General features: G+C 67.6%; 18 protein-coding genes, 1 tRNA gene and 1 riboswitch. Of the genes, 7 read left to right on the plus strand and 12 right to left on the minus strand.

Features of this window, described 5'->3' with window-relative positions; genetic code table 11:
* Positions 1-65: 65 nt before the first annotated feature.
* The 6 genes from PRL19_RS05005 to PRL19_RS05030 all read left to right on the plus strand — a co-directional run bounded on the left by PRL19_RS05005 (position 66) and on the right by PRL19_RS05030 (position 6,510).
* Positions 66-1,037 carry a GAF domain-containing protein gene (locus PRL19_RS05005; RefSeq protein ID WP_232303328.1) on the plus strand — a complete coding sequence of 324 codons (972 nt, stop codon included), beginning with the start codon at positions 66-68 and terminating at the stop codon, positions 1,035-1,037.
* A gap of 117 nt (positions 1,038-1,154) precedes the next feature.
* On the plus strand, positions 1,155-2,681 hold the full coding sequence (adh, locus tag PRL19_RS05010; protein ID WP_046000587.1) for an aldehyde dehydrogenase: 1,527 nt from the start codon (positions 1,155-1,157) through the stop codon (positions 2,679-2,681).
* Positions 2,682-2,763: 82 nt separating this feature from the next.
* Entirely contained in the window at positions 2,764-3,819 is a 1,056-nt protein-coding gene (locus tag PRL19_RS05015) for a DNA topoisomerase IB (protein ID WP_273744084.1), read from the plus strand.
* Positions 3,816-4,145: a DUF779 domain-containing protein gene (locus tag PRL19_RS05020; RefSeq protein ID WP_273744085.1), complete on the plus strand. Its 330-nt coding sequence runs from the start codon at positions 3,816-3,818 to the stop codon at positions 4,143-4,145. The genes PRL19_RS05015 and PRL19_RS05020 overlap by 4 nt, the downstream gene beginning before the upstream one ends.
* A 69-nt stretch (positions 4,146-4,214) precedes the next feature.
* Positions 4,215-5,132: an N-acetyl-gamma-glutamyl-phosphate reductase gene (gene argC / locus PRL19_RS05025; RefSeq protein ID WP_273744086.1), complete on the plus strand. Its 918-nt coding sequence runs from the start codon at positions 4,215-4,217 to the stop codon at positions 5,130-5,132.
* Positions 5,133-5,280: 148 nt separating this feature from the next.
* Positions 5,281-6,510, plus strand: coding sequence for a calcium-binding protein (locus PRL19_RS05030; RefSeq protein ID WP_273744087.1), 1,230 nt, complete (start codon positions 5,281-5,283; stop codon positions 6,508-6,510).
* Positions 6,511-6,526: 16 nt separating this feature from the next.
* Here the strand turns inward: PRL19_RS05030 and PRL19_RS05035 are convergent.
* The 6 genes from PRL19_RS05035 to gcvT form a co-directional block, all read right to left on the minus strand.
* Positions 6,527-6,602 (minus strand) — tRNA-Ala (locus tag PRL19_RS05035).
* A 60-nt stretch (positions 6,603-6,662) separates the two neighbouring features.
* Entirely contained in the window at positions 6,663-8,540 is a 1,878-nt protein-coding gene (locus PRL19_RS05040) for a pyrroloquinoline quinone-dependent dehydrogenase (protein ID WP_273744088.1), read from the minus strand.
* A 5-nt stretch (positions 8,541-8,545) separates the two neighbouring features.
* Entirely contained in the window at positions 8,546-8,905 is a 360-nt protein-coding gene (locus tag PRL19_RS05045; protein ID WP_046000590.1) for a hypothetical protein, read from the minus strand.
* 133 nt (positions 8,906-9,038) lie between these two features.
* Positions 9,039-11,873: an aminomethyl-transferring glycine dehydrogenase gene (gcvP, locus tag PRL19_RS05050; protein WP_273744089.1), complete on the minus strand. Its 2,835-nt coding sequence runs from the start codon at positions 11,871-11,873 to the stop codon at positions 9,039-9,041.
* A gap of 97 nt (positions 11,874-11,970) precedes the next feature.
* Positions 11,971-12,330 (minus strand): glycine cleavage system protein GcvH, encoded by a 360-nt coding sequence (gene gcvH, locus PRL19_RS05055; RefSeq protein ID WP_084693814.1) that lies wholly within the window; start codon positions 12,328-12,330, stop codon positions 11,971-11,973.
* A gap of 11 nt (positions 12,331-12,341) precedes the next feature.
* Positions 12,342-13,457, minus strand: coding sequence for a glycine cleavage system aminomethyltransferase GcvT (gcvT, locus tag PRL19_RS05060; RefSeq protein WP_273744090.1), 1,116 nt, complete (start codon positions 13,455-13,457; stop codon positions 12,342-12,344).
* A 158-nt stretch (positions 13,458-13,615) separates the two neighbouring features.
* A riboswitch (glycine riboswitch) is annotated at positions 13,616-13,705 on the minus strand.
* Between the two features lie 147 nt (positions 13,706-13,852).
* On the opposite strand from gcvT, the gene PRL19_RS05065 reads away from it, so the two are divergent.
* Positions 13,853-15,562, plus strand: a complete 1,710-nt coding sequence (locus PRL19_RS05065; protein WP_273744091.1) for a glycosyltransferase family protein — start codon at positions 13,853-13,855, stop codon at positions 15,560-15,562.
* Here the strand turns inward: PRL19_RS05065 and PRL19_RS05070 are convergent.
* The 6 genes from PRL19_RS05070 to PRL19_RS05095 form a co-directional block, all read right to left on the minus strand.
* Positions 15,559-16,638, minus strand: a complete 1,080-nt coding sequence (locus PRL19_RS05070) for an ABC transporter ATP-binding protein (RefSeq protein WP_273744092.1) — start codon at positions 16,636-16,638, stop codon at positions 15,559-15,561. The genes PRL19_RS05065 and PRL19_RS05070 overlap by 4 nt on opposite strands.
* A 64-nt stretch (positions 16,639-16,702) precedes the next feature.
* Positions 16,703-17,482 (minus strand): SDR family oxidoreductase, encoded by a 780-nt coding sequence (locus PRL19_RS05075; RefSeq protein WP_273744093.1) that lies wholly within the window; start codon positions 17,480-17,482, stop codon positions 16,703-16,705.
* Positions 17,483-17,619: 137 nt separating this feature from the next.
* Positions 17,620-18,303, minus strand: a complete 684-nt coding sequence (gene rpe, locus PRL19_RS05080) for a ribulose-phosphate 3-epimerase (RefSeq protein ID WP_273744094.1) — start codon at positions 18,301-18,303, stop codon at positions 17,620-17,622.
* Positions 18,304-18,331: 28 nt separating this feature from the next.
* On the minus strand, positions 18,332-19,258 hold the full coding sequence (gene cbbX / locus PRL19_RS05085) for a CbbX protein (RefSeq protein ID WP_371705834.1): 927 nt from the start codon (positions 19,256-19,258) through the stop codon (positions 18,332-18,334).
* A gap of 74 nt (positions 19,259-19,332) precedes the next feature.
* On the minus strand, positions 19,333-19,752 hold the full coding sequence (locus PRL19_RS05090; RefSeq protein WP_273744095.1) for a ribulose bisphosphate carboxylase small subunit: 420 nt from the start codon (positions 19,750-19,752) through the stop codon (positions 19,333-19,335).
* A 12-nt stretch (positions 19,753-19,764) separates the two neighbouring features.
* Entirely contained in the window at positions 19,765-21,225 is a 1,461-nt protein-coding gene (locus tag PRL19_RS05095) for a form I ribulose bisphosphate carboxylase large subunit (protein WP_045982331.1), read from the minus strand.
* Positions 21,226-21,243 lie beyond the last annotated feature (18 nt).

Raw genomic sequence — 21,243 nt, forward strand, 5'->3', positions numbered from 1 at the left:
CGACCAAAGTCGCAGATCGCGCCCCGCAAACCGTGCTATACTTTCCCCGTCCTGAGGGGGAGACCATGACCGAACGCAACCACGCGGAGCTTGTGGCCGCGCAGTCGCAGTCACGCAGCGCCACCTCGGCGCTGGCCGCATCCTGGCGGCGGTCCATGCTGAAGCACGGGCTAGACCCCGCTGACCGCCGCCGCCCGGATCGCCTGTCCGACAGCGAACTGGCCGATCGCCATCAGGCGATGCAGGCCTTCCTGAACGTCGCCGGACCGCAGCTGGACCAGCTGTACAATCTGGTCGGCCTGTCGGGCTGCAACGTGCTGCTGACCGATGCGCATGGCATCGTGCTGGACCAGCGGGTGTCGGATGCCGACGCCCAGCAGTTCCGCGACTGGGGCCTGTGGCAGGGCGCCGACTGGTCCGAGGCCGCGCAGGGCACCAACGGCATCGGCACTTGCCTGGCCGAGGGTCGGCAGGTGACCATCCACCGTGACGAACATTTCCGCACCCTAAACACCGCGATGTCCTGCATGGACGCGCCGATCTGGGGACCGGACGGTCGGCTGCTGGCGGCGCTGGACGTCAGTTCGGCGCGGGCGGACCAGACCGAACGCTACAACCGGCTGATCTCGGCGCAGGTCGCGCAAACCGCCCGGGCGATCGAATCGTTGTTCTTCCGGATGTCGTTTCCGGACGCGCGCATCGTCGTGGCCTCGGACGATCAGGGCGAACAGGCAGTGCTGCTGGCGGTGGACAAGGATGACCTGGCCATCGGCGCCACCCGCGCCGCCCGCCGCGCCCTGGGGCTGGAGCGCGAGGGTGCGATCCGCCCGCGCCCGGCCGCCGACCTGCTGGGCCGCCAGGACGACCTGACCGGGTTCGACCGGGCCGAACGCGCCGCCGTGATGCGCGCCCTGGCCCGGGCGCAGGGCAACGTGTCGGCGGCTGCACGCGCGCTTGGGATCGGGCGGGCGACGATGTACCGGCGCATGGCGCGCCTTGGGCTTGGTGAAAATCACGGGGGACTGTCTCACATGTGAGACAGCTTCTGCGCTGCGGCGTGGATCGGCGGTTGCGACGAATCACGCGCTGTCCGACGATTTGCGCATACCCGGACCAGGAGATCCGGGGGCTGACATCCTGAGGAGGAGGAACCGATGCCGAACGACCAGACGCACGAATTCAAGGGCGTGGGCGTGATGCCCTTTGCCCGCCGCTATGACAACTTCATCGGTGGCGAATGGACGGCGCCCAAGTCGGGCCGCTACTTCACCAACACCACGCCCATCACCGGGGCCGAGATCGGCGAGATCGCCCGGTCCAATGCCGACGACATCGAGGCCGCGCTGGACGCGGCGCACAAGGCCAAGGGGGCTTGGGGCCGCACCTCGACCACCGATCGGTCCAACGCGCTGCTGAAGATCGCCGACCGGATGGAGGCGAACCTGGAGCTGCTGGCCACCGCCGAGACCTGGGACAACGGCAAGCCCATCCGCGAAACGATGGCCGCCGACCTGCCGCTGGCCATCGACCATTTCCGCTACTTCGCGGGCGTCCTGCGCGCGCAGGAGGGCGGCATTTCGGAAATCGACAACGACACGATTGCGTACCATTTCCACGAGCCCCTGGGTGTGGTGGGTCAGATCATCCCGTGGAACTTTCCGCTGCTGATGGCCTGTTGGAAGCTGGCGCCCGCGCTGGCCGCCGGCAACTGCGTGGTGCTGAAACCCGCGGAACAGACCCCGGCCACGATCATGGTCTTTGCCGAACTGATCGCAGACATCCTGCCGCCGGGCGTCCTGAACATCGTCAACGGTTTCGGCCTTGAGGCGGGCAAGCCGCTGGCGTCGAACCCGCGCATCTCCAAGATCGCCTTCACCGGCGAGACGACCACCGGCCGCCTGATCATGCAGTACGCGTCCGAGAACCTGATCCCGGTCACGCTGGAACTAGGTGGCAAGTCGCCCAACATCTTCATGGAGGATGTCTGCCGCGAGGACGACGACTTCTTCGACAAGGCGATCGAGGGTTTCGTGATGTTCGCGCTGAACCAGGGCGAGGTCTGCACCTGCCCGTCGCGCGCCCTGATCCACGAGAAGATCTATGATCAGTTCATGGAACGCGCGCTGAAGCGCGTCGAGGCCATCGTGCAGGGCGACCCGCGCGACAGCGCGACGATGATCGGCGCGCAGGCCTCAAGCGAGCAGAAGGAGAAGATCCTCTCCTACTTCGACATCGGTCGCAAGGAAGGCGCCGAGGTGCTGATCGGCGGCGAGGCCGCGGATCACGGCGGAGAGCTGTCGGGCGGCTTCTACATCAAGCCGACGGTCTTCAAGGGCCACAACAAGATGCGGGTCTTCCAGGAGGAGATCTTTGGCCCGGTCGTGTCCGTGACCACCTTCAAGGACCAGGACGAGGCGCTGTCGATCGCCAACGATACGCTGTACGGTCTGGGCGCCGGCCTATGGTCGCGGGACGCGAACACCTGTTACCGCTTCGGCCGCGCGATCCAGGCGGGCCGGGTCTGGACCAACTGCTATCACGCCTATCCGGCCCATGCGGCCTTCGGCGGCTACAAGCAGTCGGGCATCGGGCGTGAAAACCACCGCATGATGCTGGACCACTATCAGCAGACCAAGAACATGCTGGTCAGCTACAGCCCCAAGAAGCTGGGCTTCTTCTGACGCGATGCGGGCGGCCTTCGGGTCGCCCGCAACCCGCACCGATCCCGCGGCGTTGGGCCAGACGCCACCTGCGGAGCGCGCCATGCCCAAGGACAGCATCATCGACCCCGAGGACGCCGCGATCAGCGCGGGCCTGACCTATGTCAACGACGACATGCCGGGCATCACGCGCCAGCGGTCGGGCAAGGGGTTTTCGTACAAGGGACCGGACGGGCGCACCATCACCGACAAGGCGGAACGCAAGCGGCTGGCGTCGCTGGCCATTCCGCCCGCCTATGTCGACGTCTGGATCTGTCCCGATCCGCGCGGCCACATCCAGGCGACCGGGCGCGACGCCAAGGGCCGCAAGCAGTACCGCTATCACCCCGAATTCCGCGAGCTGCGCGACAGCAGCAAGTATGACCGCATGCTGGATTTCGCGCGCGGCCTGCCGCAGCTGCGCGCGCAGGTCGATGCCGACATGTCGCGCCGCGGCCTGCCGGTGGAAAAGGTGCTGGCGACCATCGTGTTCCTGCTGGAGAACACCATGATCCGCGTGGGCAACACCCGCTATGCGCGCGAGAACAAGTCGCACGGGCTGACCACGCTGCGGATGCGGCATGTCACGCTGGACGGCAATCAGGTCCGCTTCAAGTTCAAGGGCAAGTCGGGCAAGGAATGGAACCTGGGCCTGCGCGACCGCCGCGTTGCCCGGATCATCCGTGCCGTGCAGGAGATCCCCGGCCAGCATCTGTTCCAGTATGTGGACGACGACGGCGCGCGGCGTCAGGTCACCTCGACCGAGGTGAACGACTATCTGCGCCAGATCACCGGGCGGCAGGTCACCGCCAAGGATTTCCGAACCTGGACCGGCACGGTCCTGGCCGCCCTGGCATTGGCCGAATACGAGAAGGCCGACAGCGAGGCAGCCGCCAAGCGCAACGTGCGCGACGCCATCGAATCGGTTGCCGCGCGGCTTGGCAACACGCCCACCATCTGCCGCCAGTGCTATGTGCATCCCCAGATCATCGACGCCTATCTGGCCGACGAGTTGCGGTTGGAGCTGGCCGACACGATCGACGACACCCTGACCCAGACCGACCTGCGCCCCGAAGAGACGCAGGTCCTGCGGTTCCTCAAAAAGAGGCTGAAGACATGAGCACCGTCACCGCCACCCCCGCAGCGCTGGAACTGATCGCCGAGATCGTGGCCGATCACGGCCCGGTCCTGTTCCACCAGTCAGGCGGCTGCTGCGACGGGTCGTCGCCGATGTGCTATCCCCAAGGCGATTTCCGCGTGGGCGAACGCGACGTGAAGCTGGGAGAGATCGGCGGCGCGCCCTTCTACATCTCGGCCAGCCAGGCCGAGGCCTGGGCCCATACCGACCTGATCATCGACGTGGTGCCGGGGCGGGGCGGCATGTTCAGTCTGGACAACGGTCGCGAGAAGCGGTTCCTGACCCGATCCGAGATATGCAGCATCTAGCGCCAAGCAGCGTTGTGACCAAGGCCGCGCTGCGCTAGACACGGGCGACACCTGCGAAAGGCTTGCCCCATGACCCACAGCGTCTTCATCGATGGCGAGGCCGGCACCACCGGCCTGCAGATCCGCGACCGCCTGCTGGGACGCGACGACATCCGCCTGGTCCAGCTGGACCCCGCGATGCGCAAGGACCCGCAGGCCCGCGCCGACTGCTTTGCGCAGGCCGATGTCGCGATCCTGTGCCTGCCGGACGCCGCCGCACGCGAGGCCGTGGCCCTGACGGCCGACATGGACGTGCGCCTGATCGACGCCTCGACCGCGCACCGGATCGATCCGGACTGGGTCTTCGGCTTTCCCGAACTGGCCCCCGAAATGCGCGAGCGCATCGCCGCCGCGCGGCTGGTCAGCAATCCGGGCTGCTATTCGACCGGCGCGATCGCCATCGTGGCCCCGCTGGTCGCCGCCGGCCTGATCGACGAGACCGAGGCGCTGTCGATCAACGCCGTCAGCGGCTATACCGGCGGCGGCAAGGCAATGGTCGCGGATTTCGAGGCGGGCACCGCGCCCGTGCATTTCATCTATGGCCTGGACCAGCGCCACAAGCACATCCCCGAGATCATGACCCATGGCGGCCTGCTGCTGCAGCCGGTCTTCGCGCCTTCGGTCGGGAACTTTGCCCAGGGCATGGCGGTCCAGCTGCCGCTGCAGTTGGATGACGACCGCAGCGTCGCGGCGCTGCACCAGGCGCTGGCCGATCATTACGCGAACGAGGCCTTCGTGCAGGTCGTGCCCGCCGACCAGATCGGCGCCCGCATCGACCCGACCGCGCTGAACGGCAGCAACGTGCTGCGCATCAGCGTGCATGGCGACGATGAGACCGGATGCGCCACGATCGTCGCGGTGCTGGACAACCTGGGCAAGGGCGCATCGGGCGCCGCGGTCCAGAACATGAACATCATGCTGGGCCTGCCCGAGGGCACCAGCCTCTGACGCGCCACGCCATCCTTGCGGAAACGTTAACGACGTTGCGCGATAGGTTTTGACGCCTGTCGTGCGACGTCGTTAATGAATGCCATTCTGTCCCCGCACATGAACGGGACAGAGCCGATTTTCATGGTTGTTTTGCAAGGGGTTAACGATGGCGCGCGTGCAGGCGTATTCCGGTTTCGACATCACGAACTTTGATCTCAGCGTGTTGTATTACGATGCGTTCAATGTCGAATTCTTTGACAATCTTTATTTCAATTATGACGGACAGCAGTTCGAGGATGTCCTGCTGGTGGATTATTACAGCGGCGGCTACGATTTTGCGACGATCTTCGGCGGCAGCGGCTTTCGTCTGACCGGTGGGGACATCACGGGTGGAACCGTCACTCTGATCGGCGGGGCCGCCAATATCGGCGGAAATTACTACGATCAATGGCAGATCGATCAGCTGAGGGTGCCGTTGGCGGATATCTACAACGCGTCCATGACATTCTCGCGTGTCGATGATCAGCGGATCATCGAACGGATGCTGTCTGGCAACGACGTCTTCACCCTCAGCTTCGAAGACGACCGCGCCTTTGGAATGGCGGGCGACGACACGCTGTACGGCAATGGCGGCAACGACATCCTTGGCGGTGGGATCGGCCATGACGCGCTGTATGGCGGCGCCGGCCTGGACCGGGTGCTGATGGATGCGGGCAATGACGTGATCGACGGCGGTTCGGGCGTCGATACGGTCGTCCTGCAGGGCGCCACGGGTGGCCGCATCGACCTGGCGCTGACCGGGCGGCAGGACACCCGCCATGGCCTGGACATCATCCGCGGGGTCGAGAATGCCGAAGGCGGCGCCGGCCATGATGTGCTGCTGGGCAACGCGCAGGGCAACCTGATGCGCGGCAACGCGGGCAATGATCGGCTGGAGGGGCGCGCGGGCAACGACACGCTGGAGGGCGGGTTCGGCAATGACCGTCTGCATGGCGGGCAGGGGACGGATCGGTTGGCGGGCGGAGCGGGCAACGACACCCTGATCGGCGGACAGGGGGCGGATCTGCTGACCGGGGGCGTCGGGGCAGATACGTTCGTCTTCGGGTCGATGGCCGACAGCCAGGGCGCCCAGACCGACCTGATCCTTGATTTCCGGCGCGGCAGCGATCGGATCGACCTGTCCGGCATCGATGCGGACTGGCGGACCCCCGGAAACCAGGCGTTCCACATGACTGACAGCTTCGAGCCCGGGCAGGGTGCACAATTGATGGTGCAGTATGTCCCGCAGACCAACGTGACGCGTGTGATGATGGATGCGAACGGAGATGGCCGCGTGGACGGGATGATCCGCCTGTCAGGCCAGCTGTCGCTGACCGAGGCGGATTTCATTCTGTAGACGGATGATCCGGATCTGGTGGAGCCGAGGGGAATCGAACCCCTGACCTCGTCATTGCGAACGACGCGCTCTACCAACTGAGCTACGACCCCAACGCTGTTTTGATCGCGTGGGCGGCGCGGTTTGTCAAGTGGGCCGCGCCGCCCTGTTCATCACTTGGGCAGGGTGAAGGCGATCAGCTGATCGGCCACCTGCGGCTTGATGATGGAATTGCCGCCGACGGCAAAGACCACGTATTGCTGGCCGTCATAATCATAGACCGCGGGGATCGACACGGCCGGGGCGTCGACCTGGGCCTTCCACAACACGTCGCCGGTGGCGGCGTCCAGCGCGCGGACCCGGGCGTCCATCGATGCGCCGATGAAGATCAGCCCGGACGCCGTCACGACCGGCCCGCCGATGGTGGGCGAACCCCAGCTTTCCGGCATGTAGAAGCCCCATTGCTGCGTCTGTCCGAAGGGACGCTCCCACAGCGTTTCACCCGATTTCAGGTCGATGGCGGACATCAGACCATAGGGCGGCTTCCAGCAGGGCATGCCGATCGGGTTCAGGAAGTTGGTCAGGCTGAAACCGTAGGGCGTGCCGGTCATCGGAAACAGGCCGCCCTCGGCCTCGCTGCCGCCGCTGGTCATGGTGTCGTAATCCTCGCGCTCGATCAGCTGATAGATCTGCGCCACGCGAGAGCTGTTGATATAAAGGATGCCGCTTTCCGGATCGACCGCGCCGCCGCCCCACTGAAAGCCGCCCGCGGTGGCCGGATAGGCCAACGTCCCTTCCAGGCTGGGCGGGGTGTAACGGCCCTCATAGCGCAGCTCGTCGAACTTGCGCGAGCAATAGCCGAAGGACGCGATGTCGGCCAAGCCGAACACGCCGCCCCAGTCATCGCCGATGGGCGATTTCGGCAGGGTCGGAATGGGCTGCGTCGGGGACGAGACCTCTCCCTCGACATCCGTCGCGGGGACGGGGGTGTCTTCGATCGGAAAAATCGGCTCTCCGGTCAGGCGATTCAGAACGAAGGCATAGCCCATCTTGGTCGGCTGGACCAAGGCGGGGGTGCTGCCACCCTCACCGGGGATATCCACAAGGGTTGGTGCCGCTACGGTATCATAATCCCAGATGTCGTGGTTCACCAACTGGCGCGACCACACGACCTCTCCGGTGTCGCCATTCACCGCGGTGACCGAGGTCGCCAAGGGGATCGGGTCGGTGCGCGTCCCGCCATAGAAATCCGCGCTGGGGCTGGAGACGGGCAGGAAGGCCAGACCGTTCTCCTCGTCGACCGACATGGCGGTCCAGACGTTCGAGGTGCCGGTCACGCCGTCGTAATCCTCGGGGATCGAATGGAAGGTCCAGTCCAGTTCGCCGGTGCGCGCGTCGACGGCAAAGACCGACCCCAGGGGGTTCGCTGCGTCGTGCCAGTCCTTGCCCGCCCAACCCAGCAACAGCTTGTCGCGAAAGACGGTGGGCGGCTGCAGCTGCGACAGCGGAAAGTTTGCGTCGGGCTTGTTCCACTGGTTCACGTCCAGGATCCCGCCCTCGCCGAAATCGGCGCACAGTTCCCCGGTATCGGCATCCACCGCATGCAGTTCGGCGTCCATCGTGCCGATATAGACCCGCCTGGCGCAGGGTCCGTCGCCCTCTCCCTCCCAATAGGTCACGCCGCGGTTCTTCAGTTCGGGCTGGGACAGGGGCTCCAGCGTGGTGTCGTCGGGCTCATACGTCCAAGCGATCTCTCCGGTGTCGGGATGAACGGCCAAGATGCGGTAGAAGGGCGTGCCGACGTACAGCAGGTCGTTGGCCAGAATCGGCGTCGCAGACCACACCGTGCCCGGAATGTCGCCCGACCCGTCGGAGACATCCCCGGTGTGGATCTCCCACGCCATTTCAAGATCGCCGACGTTCTCGGGGGTGATCTGGGTGGAGGCGCTGTATTTCTGCGCCATGCCGTTGCCGTGGAAACCGGTCCATTCGGTCTGTTGCGCATGGGCGGCGGGGGCCAGCAGGATCAGGGCGGGAAGGATGCGGATCATGGCTTTTACCTCGCGACCAGGATGAAGATCAGCCACAGGGCCAGCGTCAGCGCGATGGCCAGCATCAGCCAGCCCTGCATCAGGAACCACGCGCAGATCAGCGTCAGCAGCCCTCCGATCAGGATCATCACCGCGACGAAGGTGCGGAACCGGCCCGGCGACAGACGCCCGACCAGCAGCGCGGCCACGGTCAGCGCGACCATGCCAAGGATGGCCAGCCCGGCGCCGGCGGTTCCGGTGATGCCCGATCCGCGCTGGAAGAAGGCCAGGATGGCCAAGACCAGGCCGATCACGGCAGGGACCGCCATCAGATTGGCGACCAGCTCCTCTCGGGCGCGGTGGGCGGGGGGCAGGGTGTCGGGCATCGGGACCTCTGGCATGGTGTCTGACCGGCGCGATCACGGGGCCGTGTCAGATCGTGACATGCAAGGGCAATGCCCGGGGCGGGGCAGGGTTCCCCCCAAGGCCCGGATTTCAGGCCCTGGGGGCTGGCATCGCCTATTCGGCAGCCTCGGCATAGGCTTCCAGCGGCGGGCAGGTGCAGATCAGGTTGCGGTCGCCATGGGCGTTGTCCACACGCCCGACCGGCGGCCAGTACTTGTCCACGCGGAACGCACCTGCCGGGAAACAGCCCTGTTCGCGCGAATAGGGGCGGTCCCAATCGCGGACCAGATCCTCGACCGTATGCGGCGCGTGGCGCAGCGGGCTTTGATCCGCGGCAATGCGACCCTCGGCCACGTCGGTGATCTCGTCGCGGATGGCCAGCAGCGCGGTGATGAAGCGGTCGATCTCGGCCTTGGTCTCGCTCTCGGTCGGCTCGACCATCAGCGTGCCGCTGACCGGCCAGCTCATCGTGGGGGCGTGGAAGCCGTTGTCGATCAGCCGCTTGGCGATGTCGTCCACCGTCACGCCATGCTCGGCAAAGGGCCGCGTGTCGATGATGCACTCATGCGCCACCCGACCGCGATTGCCCATGAACAGGATCGGATAGGCCCCGGCCAGCCGCGCCGCGATATAGTTCGCGTTCAGGATGGCCACGCGCGTGGCCTGGGTCAGGCCCTTGCCGCCCATCATCAGGCAATAGGCCCAGCTGATCAGCAGGATCGACGCCGACCCATAGGGCGCCGCGCTGACCGCGCCTTCGCCGCCCTGCGGATCGCCGGGCAGGAAGGGCGCCAGATGCGCCTTGACCCCGATCGGCCCCATGCCGGGGCCGCCGCCGCCATGCGGGATGGCGAAGGTCTTGTGCAGGTTCAGGTGGCTGACATCGCCGCCGATCTCTCCGGGCTTCACCAGACCGACCAGCGCGTTCATGTTCGCGCCGTCGATATAGACCTGCCCGCCATGCTCATGCGTGATGTCGCAGACCTGCCGCACGGTGTCCTCGAAGACGCCATGGGTCGAGGGATAGGTGATCATCACCGCTGCCAGCCGGTCGCCCGCCTTAACCGCCTTGTCGGCGAAATCCTCCAGGTCGATGTCGCCGTTCGGCGCGGATTTCACCACCACGACCTGCATCCCGCACATCTGCGCGCTGGCCGGGTTCGTACCATGCGCAGACACCGGGATCAGGCAGATGTCGCGCTCCTCGCCACGCGCCTTGTGATAGGCCTGGATGGTCAGCAGCCCGGCATACTCCCCCTGCGCGCCGCTGTTCGGCTGCATGGAGAAGGCGTCGTAGCCGGTGATCACGCACAGCTTCTGGGTCAGGTCCGCGATCGCCTCATGATACCCCGCCGCCTGATCGGCAGGCGCAAAGGGATGCAGCGCACCGAATTCCGGCCAGGTGATCGGCATCATCTCGGCCGCGGCGTTCAGCTTCATGGTGCAGCTGCCAAGCGGGATCATCGCCCGGTCCAGCGCCAGGTCCCGGTCCGACAGGCGGCGCATATAGCGCATCATCTCGGATTCGGCCCGGTTCATGTGGAAGACCGGATGGGTCAGGTACGCGCTCTCGCGCAGCAGCGCTTCGGGGATCGCGGGTGCGGTCGCCGCCGGTGCCGCATCGGTGATCCCGAACGCGTCCAGCAGGCGAATGATCACGCCCGCATCGGTCGTCTCGTCCACGCTGATGCCCACGCGGTCGCGGCCCACCTTGCGCAGGTTGATGCTGCGATGACGCGCGGCGGCCATGATGCCCTGCTGGCCCACGCCCACCTTGACGGTGATCGTGTCAAAGAACGCCTCCGGCGCGACCTCGGCCCCCGCAGCACGCAGGGCATCGGCCACTGTGACCGCGTGCAGATGCACCCGCTGCGCGATGGCACGCAGGCCCACCGGCCCGTGGAACACCGCATAGAATCCCGCCATCACCGCCAGCAGCGCCTGCGCGGTGCAGACGTTGCTGGTGGCCTTCTCGCGGCGGATATGCTGCTCGCGCGTCTGCAGCGACAGGCGCAGCGCCTGGTTGCCCGAACTGTCGATGCTGACGCCGACGATGCGCCCCGGCATCGCCCGCTTCACCGCGTCGCGGCAGGACATGAAGGCCGCATGCGGCCCGCCATAGCCCATCGGCACGCCAAAGCGCTGCGACGATCCGACGGCGATGTCGGCGCCCATCGCGCCCGGCTCCTTCAGCACGCACAGCGCCAGCAGATCGGTTGCGACAATCGCTAGCGCGCCCGCGGCATGCAGCGCCTCGATCTCGGGGGTCAGGTCGCGGACATGGCCATAGGTGCCGGGATACTGGAATACCGCGGCAAAGACCTGATCCGCCACCAGATCATCGACCGAACCCGTGATGATGCGGATGCCCAAAGGCGCGGCCCGCGTCTCGATCACCGCAATGGTCTGCGGGTGCAGGTCATGGGCCACGAAGAATGCGTCCGCCTTGGACTTCGACTGCCGCCGCGCCATGGCCATCGCCTCGGCCGCCGCGGTCGCCTCGTCCAGCAGCGATGCGTTCGCCACCGGCAGCCCGGTCAGATCCGCAACCATGGTCTGGAAGTTCAGCAGCGCCTCCAGCCGCCCCTGCGCGATCTCGGGCTGATAGGGGGTATAGGCCGTGTACCAGGCCGGGTTCTCCAGGATGTTGCGCTGGATCGCGGGGGGCGTGACGGTGCCATAGTAACCTTGGCCGATCAGGCTGGTCATCACCCGGTTCTTGTCCGCCACCTCACGCATGCGTGCCAGCAGCCCGGCCTCGGACAGCGCCGGCCAGTCCAGCGCATCCGACTGGCGGATCGCCGCGGGCACGGTCTGTTCGATCAGCTGCTCCACGCTGTCGGCCCCGACCGCCTTCAGCATCTCGGCCATCTCGACCGGGGACGGGCCGATATGCCGGCGGTTCGCGAAATCGTCGGGGTTGTAGTCGGTGGGCGTCCAGCGGCTCATCCTGGCCTCCTTGCCGGGCACGCGCGGCGGCGGCCCTTCTTCTTTGTTCAAATATCCTGGGGGTCCGGGGGTGAAACCCCCGGCCGGCGGTCGATCTTCAGTCGACCAGCGCCTTGTAGGCGGCCTCGTCCATGAACCCGTCCAACGCACCGGCATCCGTGGGCTTGATCCGGAAGAACCAAGCGGCCATCGGATCGCCGTTCACGTCGCCGGGGCTGTCCGACAGCGCCTCGTTCACCGCGGTGATCGTGCCCGCCACCGGGGCCGTGATGTCGGACGCGGCCTTGACGCTCTCGATCACCACGATCTCGTCGCCGGCGGACACCTCGCGCCCCTCCTCGGGCAGCTCGATGAACACCACGTCGCCCAGCTGTTCGCTGGCATGCTTGGTGATGCCCACGACGATCTCGTCGCCCTCGGCGCGCAGCCATTCGTGGTCTTCGGTGTATTTCAGCATGATCAGGTCCTTCAGCGTTTATAGGATGGGGTGACGAAGGGCAGGGCGCAGACCGTCAGGGGCACGCGCTTGCCGCGCAGCTCCGCCTGGATCGTGGCGCCCTCGGGGATGTCGGCGGGAATGCGGGCCATGGCGATCGGGCCGCCCACAGACGGCCCGAAGCCGCCCGAACCGACCGTCCCGATGGGCGTCCCGTCATCGGCGAACAGCGCGACCCCCTCGCGGATCGGTGCGCGGCCCTCGGGGCGCAGCCCGCGGCGGGTGACGGCGGGCGATCCCAGTTCGGCCAGCACCGCGTCGGCGCCGGGAAACCCGCCCGCCCGCGCGCCACCCGCGCGGCGAACCTTGGGGATCGACCAGCCAAGCGCCGCCTGCGCGGGCGTCACGCCCCCGTCCATGTCATGACCGTAAAGCGGCATCCCCGCCTCCAGCCGCAGGCTGTCGCGCGCCCCCAGACCGATGGGCGCCACCTCGGGCTCTGCCAGCAGCGTCCGCGCGAAATCCTCCAGCCGGGTCTCGGGAACCGAGATCTCGAACCCGTCCTCTCCGGTATAGCCCGACCGCGACACCCAAAGCGTCGCCCCATCCCAGTCCAGCGCGGTGCTGTCCATGAACCGCATCGCCGCGACCCCCGGCACCAGCCGGGCCAGCGCCGCCTCCGCCTGCGGCCCCTGCAGCGCCACCAGCCCGCGATCCGTCACCGGCGTCACCGTTACGCCCGCCAGACCGCGCAGATGCGCGATGTCCTGTTCCGCACAGGCCGCATTCACAACCAGCAGGTAATGATCGCCCCGGTTGGCGAACATCAGGTCGTCCAGGACCCCGCCCGCATCGTTAGTGAACAGGCCGTAACGCTGCCGCCCGGGCGCCAGGCCCGCGACATCTGCGGGGATCAGCGTCTCCAGCGCCGCGGCGGCGGTGGCCATGTCGCCATCGTCAGGGGTGACCACCACCTGTCCCATGTGGCTGACGTCGAACAGCCCGGCCTGCGCACGGGTGTGCAGATGTTCGGCCATCACCCCCATCGGGTACTGCACGGGCATGTCCCAGCCCGCAAAGGGCACCATGCGGGCGCCCTGTTCGACATGAAGGTCGTAAAGACCGGTCCGGCGGCTCGTCTCGGCCATCTGGCCTCCTGCGTGTCTGCCGGGCAGCCGGCATCGGTTGGACGGGGAATGCCCCCGTGCGTCGATGCCCCCTCTGTCCGTGCCGGTGCCCCTGTCGGGACTTGGGCGCCTGAGATCGTTATCCCTTCGGCGGGCCTCTCGGCCACTCTCCAGAGTTCTTGGGGAAGACGGTCCTTTTGCCTGAGAGCTTGCCGGGGCGGCTTCTCCTTCGGCCCCGGCGCAGCGCCGGTGTCTCCCGAATTCCTGCCCTCGGTGCTAGCCGCCCCCTTGCGGCAAGGCAAGACCTTTGTCGCAGCCGTGCGTCAAAGCGGCGCTTTCCGCCCAAGGGCCAGGCAGACGTTGACAGGCCGCACCCCCATGCGCATCGTCGCGGCTTGCCCCCGGACAGGTCGCCCATGCCGCCCAAGTTCTTCCAGATCGGCTTCAACAAATGCGGCACGACCTTCATCGCGCGCCTGTTCGACCTGAACCGCATCCCGGCTGCACACTGGCTGGAAGGCGCGCTGGCCGATGACATCGCTTATGCCAAGCTGACCGGTGCCCGGCCGCTGGCGCGATGGGCGGACAGCGTCACGGCCTTTACCGACATGGAATCGGTGCGCTTCCTGAACATGCCGGTGATCGAGGGATTCCGCGAATTCGTCCTGCTGGATCGTCACTATCCCGGTTCGATCTTCCTGCTGAACACCCGCCGGGTCGAGGACTGGATCGCCAGCCGCTATCTGCACCGGGGCGGCGCCTATGCCCGCAGCATCGCGGCCAATCTGGGCGTTTCCCTGGGCGATCTGGGCGACATCTGGGCGCGGGACTGGGCCGACCACCTGTCCGCCGTGCGGGCGCATTTCGCGGGCCGTCCCACCTTCATCGACATCGACATCGACCAGGCCGCCCCCGAGGATTACCGCCGCGCCCTGTCGCCCTGGTACGACCTGCCGCATCTGCCCGCACTGCCGGGCGCGGGGGTGCGCCAGGCCCGGCGCGCGAACCTGCCGCGGGTGCTGGCGATGATGCAGAGGGCGGTTCCCGGCACCGACATCGACCCCGACCGTCGCGCCCGGTTGGCGGCGCGCCTTGCCCGGCTGGCCGCGCCCGCCCGCCTGCGGCAAAATGGTACGGTCGACCGCCCGCCCCATGCGCAGGCGCTGTGCCTAGACATGGATCAAGGCCGCCTGCGCACGGCCGACGGGGCCGACCTGCCGCTGCATCGCGGGCCGGACGGGCGGTTCTACCTGGCCGCACAGCGCCCCGGCCTTCTGCGCGCGGCGGCGGTGGCCAATGACATCGCCGCGTTGACAGATCGGGGGCGGTACTGGCTGGACATGCGCCCCGCGACCTTCGCGGGCAGCGGACCGGACGATCCCGCCGACGTTCCGCTGATCGCCAGCCTGCGCCGCACGGGGGCGCGCAACGTGTTCCTGTGGCCCGCGCCCTGGCTGCACCGCATCGGCAATAACGGCTTTCCAGGCGCACCCGCGGGCGATGACCCCGCATGGCAGGACCGCGCCGACGTGGCGGGGTGGCGCGGAACGCTGTCCGGCCATCACGACCGCCTGACGGCCGAGGGCGCGATCACCGCCCTGCTGACCAGCGCACCAGGGTCCGACGCGTTCGAGCAGGCGGTCGATGCCTTGCCGAGGATGTCGCGCTGGCGGTTCCTGGCCGATCATGCAGGGCGCGACGGCGTCGACCTGGCGCTGATCCCCGATGCGCGGGTCGCGCGGGCGCTGGACCGCGCGGGACTGCGCCCGCCTGCGCCGCAGGCGCCGCCCCGGCCGCCGCGCCACGCCCTGTGCCTGTCCGGCTCCGAGGGGGATGCCGACCTCCTGCCCCTGGCCAACAGCCATGCGGTGGTGATCCGCCAGGATGACGGCTGGGAAAGCTTTGCGGGGCGGCTGTTCCGGCCCTGGGTCCACGTCATTCCGATGGCGCAGGACGAGTCCGACCTGCCGGACCGGCTGGCCTGGGCCCGCGCAAACCCGGACGCCTGCCGGCAGATGTCGCGCAAGGCGCGCAGGCTGTGCCATGCCTTGGCCGATCCTGCCGGGCGCAGGCTGCATCTGGCACAGGTGCTGGCCGATTACCGCCGCGCCACGGGCCAGGACTAGCGGCGCGGAAAGACGAAGACCCGGTCGCGGCGCAGCATCAGCCACATCGGCGTCCCGGCAGGCGGCAGGAACACCCCCGGCACCGTCGCGTTCAGCGCGATGCCGCCCGCATCGGTCGCGAACTCGACCAGCGATTCGCGACCCAGATAGCGGGCCCGCGTGACCCGCGCCAGCGCGGCGCTGCCGTTTTCGGCGGTGGGGGCGGGGCCCTGTCCGGCGCGGTCGAAATCCATCTTCAGGTGCTGGGGCCGGATGACGATGTCGACCTCTGCCCCCTCGGGCAGGCCGGGGGTCAGGAACTGGCCGAAGGGCGTGTCGGTCAGCGCGCCCTGCACCCGTCCCGTCAGCACGTTGATGTCGCTGAAGAACCCCGCCGCCAGCCGGTCCACCGGCGCGTTGTAGAGGTTGTAGGGCGCACCCTGCTGCACGATCCGGCCCCCCCGCATCAGCAGGATCTGGTCGGCCATCCGCATCGCCTCGTGCGGCTCGTGGGTGACCAGCAGGACGGCGGTGCCCTCATCCTTCAGCAGGGCCAGCGTCTCGTCGCGGATGCCGTCGCGCAGGCGCTCGTCCAGGCCGCTGAACGGCTCGTCCATCAACAGGACGCGCGGCCGCGGGGCCAGGGCGCGCGCCAGGGCCACGCGCTGCTGCTCTCCGCCGGACAGCTCATGCGGGTAGCTGTCGATATGGGCGGTCATGCGCACGCGGTCCAGCAGCTCGGCCACGCGGTCGCGGTTGGCCTTCCAGCCGCCGGCCAGGCCGAATGCCACGTTCTCGCGCACGGGCAGATGCGGGAACAGCGCGAAGTCCTGGAACATCAGCCCGATCGCGCGGCGTTCGGGCGGGATGCGGAACTGGGTGTCGCAGACCAGCTGGCCGTCAACGAAGATCCGCCCCCGGTCCTGCATGTCGACGCCCGCCACGATGCGCAGCGTGGTCGATTTGCCGCAGCCCGACGGGCCCAGCAGGCAGGCCACCTGGCCCGCCTCGACCTGGAAGCTGACATCGTCCACCACCGCATGGCCGTCGAATCGGCGGGTCAGTCCCTGAACTTCCAGGCGGGGGGGCACGGTCACGGGCGATCCTTGGCGTTTTGGTCGGGGTTGCGTATCAGGCGCGCCCCCGCCTCGCAACAGGGCCTCAGACCGTGACGTTCAGCGCGCCGCCGTCCAGCAGCACGTTCTGCCCGACGATGAACCGCGCCTGCTGGCTGCACAGGAACGCGCAGGTCGCGCCGAAATCGGCGGCGGTGCCATAGGTGCCGGTGGGTATGGTCGCCTGCCGCTGTGCGCGGGCCTGATCGACGGTGATCCCCTGCGCGGACGCCACGCCGCCATCCAGGCTGTTGGCGCGGTCGGTCGCGTGGATGCCGGGCAGCAGGTTGTTCACGCAGACGCCCTTGCCGGCGACCTGGCGTGACATGCCGGCCACGAACCCGGTCAGCCCGGTACGTGCCGTGTTGGACAGCCCCAGCACCGAGATCGGCGACCGCACCGATGCCGAGGTGATGTTCACGACCCGGCCCCAGCCACGGTCCATCATGCCCGGCACCAGCGCCTGCATCAGGGCGATGGCCGACAACATGTTGGCGTCGATGGCACGGATGAAATCGTCGCGCGTCCAGTCCTGCCAGTCGCCCGGCGGAGGGCCGCCCGCATTGGTGACCAGGATGTCGGCATGGCCCACGGCGGCCAGCACGCGGGCGCGGCCCTCCTCGGTCGTGATGTCGGCGGCGACCGGGGTGACCTCGACGCCATGCCGTTCGGCGATCTCGCGGGCGGTCCGGGTGATCTCGGCCTCGGTGCGGGCGTTGATGACCAGGTTCACGCCGGCCTCGGCCAGTGCCTCGGCGCAGCCGCGCCCCAACCCCTTGGACGCCGCACAGACCAGCGCCCGTTTGCCCTTGATCCCCAGATCCATCGCGTTCTCCCTCTGCGTTCGACGCGCAGGAAACGCGGGCCGGGCGGCATTGTCAAACGCGATGACGGCGGCGATGCGCGGCGGGGCGCAGCCCCGCGGCAAGGAAGGGGCCTCGACGGCCCCGCCCTTGCCCATGCTCACCCCGCGATGGCCTCGCGGATCGCGCGCATGTTCGCGCCATAGACGTCGGGCCGGTCCACCGACCCGCCCTTGAAGACCGCCGATCCCGCGACCAGCACGTCGGCCCCGGCCTGCGCCACCAGCGGCGCCGTCGCCGGGTCCACCCCGCCGTCCACCTGGATATGGATCGGCCGATCGCCGATCATCCCGCGCAGGCGGGCGATCTTGTCGACCTGGCTGTGGATGAACTTCTGCCCGCCGAAACCGGGGTTCACCGTCATCACCAGCACCATGTCGCACAGGTCCAGCAGGTATTCGACCGCCTCGACCGGGGTGCCGGGGTTCAGCGCGATCCCGGCCATTTTGCCCGTCGCGCGGATCGCCTGCAGGGTGCGGTGCGGATGCGGCCCGGCCTCGATATGGGCGGTGATCATGTCGGCCCCCGCCTCGGCATAGGCCTCGATATAGGCGTCGACCGGCGCGATCATCAGATGCACGTCCATGACCGTCTTGACATGCGGGCGGAACGCCTTGACCGCCGGGGGGCCGAAGGTCAGGTTCGGCACGAAATGCCCGTCCATCACGTCGACATGGACCCAGTCGGCGCCCTGCGCCTCGATGGCGCGGATCTCGGCCCCGAAATTGGCGAAATCGGCGGACAGGATCGATGGGGCGATCTTGATCGTGCGGTCGAAATCCATGGCGCTCTCCAGTCTGTTCGGGCGGGGTTCACTCCGCTGCGGCCTGCCTGCTGGCGCGGTCCACGTCAAGACCGCCGTCGAAGACCCGGCTGGCGCGGATGTCCGGCGCGCTCAGCGTGGACAGGGCGGCGGCGTCCAGCGGCCCCTGCGCCTCGGTGAACAGACGGTTCGCCTGCCGCAGCCGGGCGCGGTCCAGCGCGTTCCGGATCGACCGGGCGTTCGCGAAATGCGGCTGCGTGCGCCGCGCGGCGATGTACTGGCCCATCGCGGTGCGGGCCGCGTCGTCCAGGCGATAATTCTGCCGCGCCAGCATGCCTTCGCAGATGTGCAGCAGCTCGTCGTCGCTGTAGTCGGGAAACTCGATGTGGTGGGCGATCCGCGACCGGAACCCGGGGTTCGAGGCAAAGAACCGGTCCATCCGGTCGCCATAGCCCGCCAGGATCACCACCAGGTCGTCGCGGTTGTTCTCCATCACCTGCAGCAGGATCTCGATCGCCTCCTGCCCATAGTCGCGCTCGTTCTCGGCCCGGTAGAGGTAATACGCCTCGTCGATGAACAGCACGCCCCCCATCGCCTTCTTCAGGACCTCCTTGGTCTTGGGCGCGGTATGGCCGATGTACTGGCCCACCAGGTCGTCGCGCGTGACGGTCACCAGGTGCCCCTTGCGGACATAGCCCAGCCTGTGCAGCAGCGTGGCCATCTTCAGCGCAACGGTCGTCTTGCCCGTGCCGGGATTGCCGGTGAAGCTCATGTGCAGCGTCGGCGTTTCGGTCGCCAGGCCAAGCCGCCGCCGCGCCCGGTCGACCAGCAGCAGGGCCGCCGTCTCGCGGATGCGCGCCTTGACGGGGGCCAGGCCCACCAGCTCCTGGTCCAGCTCGGCCAGGACCTCGGCCACGCCGCTGTCGGCAAAGTCCCGGGCAAGGTCGACATGGGTCGGGACGTCTTCGGTCATCATGCACCTCTTTCGTGGAATGCGTCCGGGCGATGGGAGGACATCGCCCGGACCTGGCCCTGCGGAGGAGCAACCTCTCAGGGATAGCGTGCGCCCTCGGGCTCGCGCATGGCATAGCTCTCGATGCTGTATCGGACCGCGCGGCCCTCGCCCTCCTGGCGCACCAGCCGAAAGCCCGGTTCCACCGCCGGTCGGTTCACGATCATCGCCATGCGGATCGATTCCCATCCGGGCGAGGCATCGAAGGCGATGACGCGGATATAGACCCCGCCATGCACCTTGCGGCATTCGTTGACCTCGAACACCACCGCCGCGGCGTCGGGATTGTCGAACATCGGGTGGCCCCACATCTCCCAATAGGTGTTCCGGGGATGCGGATCGTCGGTGTATTCGACCGATACCGCCCAGCCCCTGTCGATGGCGTACTGGGCCTGCACGCGGATGTCGTCATCCGACAGGTCGGGCAGAAAGCTGAACTGGCCTTGTGTCATCTTCATGGCTCTGGCTCCTCAGTGGGACACTTCGGGGGTGGGCGCGAAATCGGGCGCATCGGTCGAGGCATAGTCGAAGCTGACGTCCTTCCAGACATCCAGGGCCTGCTTCAGCGGCGTGCAGGTGCGGGCGGCATCGCGCAGGATGTCCTCGCCCTCGTTCCAGATGTCGCGGCCCGAATTGCGCGCGAATACCATCGCCTCCAGCGCAACGCGGTTGGCCTGCGCGCCGGCGGCGATGCCGTGGGGGTGGCCGATCGTGCCGCCGCCGAACTGCAGCACGACATCCTCGCCCAGGTAATGCAGCAGCTGGTGCATCTGGCCGGCATGGATGCCGCCCGACGCCACCGGCATCATCTTGTTCAGGCTGGCCCAGTCCTGGTCGAAGAAGATCCCGTTCTCCAGCGCCATGGGATTCCGCTCCTCGCGGAAGATGTCGTAATATCCCCTGGTGGTCGCCGGATCGCCCTCCAGCTTGCCCACGACGGTGCCTGCGTGCAGGTGATCGACGCCGGCCAAGCGCATCCATTTCGCGATCACGCGAAAGCTGACGCCGTGGCTGCGCTGGCGGGTATAGGTCGAATGCCCGGCCCGGTGCAGGTGCAGGATCATGTCGTTGTCGCGCGCCCATTTGGCCATCGACTGGATCGCGGTGTACCCGATCACCAGGTCGATCATCACGATCACCGACCCAAGCGATTTCGCGAACTCGGCCCGCGCGTACATCTCCTCCATCGTGCCGGCGGTGACGTTCAGGTACGTCCCCTTGACCTCTCCGGTCGCGGCACTGGCGCGGTTCACCGCCTCCATGCAGTACAGGAACCGGTCGCGCCAATGCATGAAGGGCTGGCTGTTGATGTTCTCGTCATCCTTTGTGAAATCAAGACCACCCTTCAGCGCCTCATAGACGACGCGGCCATAGTTCCGGCCCGACAGGCCCAGCTTGGGCTTGACCGTGGCACCCAGCAGCGGGCGGCCATAGCAGTTCAGGCGCTCGCGCTCGACCACGATGCCGGTGGCGGGACCTTGGAACGTCTTCACATAGGCCACGGGCAGGCGCATGTCCTCCAGCCGCAGGGCCTTCAGCGGCTTGAAGCCGAAGACGTTGCCGATGATCGACGCGGTCAAGTTGGCGATGCTGCCCCCCTCGAACAGGTCAAGGTCATAGGCGATATAGGCAAAGAACTCTCCGGGGCCGTTGGGGACGGGGTCCACGCGATAGGCCTTGGCGCGGTACTTGTCGCAGGCGGTCAGCCGGTCGGTCCAGACCACGGTCCAGGTCGCGGTGCTGCTTTCGCCCGCCACCGCCGCCGCGGCCTCGACCGCGTCCACCCCGTCCTGCGGCGTGATGCGGAACAGCGCGATGATGTCGGTGTCCTTGGGGGTATAGTCCGGCTCCCAGTATCCCATCTGCGCGTATTTCAGCACCCCGGCAGAGTACCGCTTTTTCGCGTCCAACTTGGCTGGCATCTCATTCATGGTCAGTCCTCCGTGAAA

Origin of the sequence: Paracoccus marcusii (genome assembly GCF_028621715.1) — a bacterium.
In the GTDB taxonomy this organism is placed as follows: Bacteria; Pseudomonadota; Alphaproteobacteria; order Rhodobacterales; family Rhodobacteraceae; genus Paracoccus; species Paracoccus marcusii.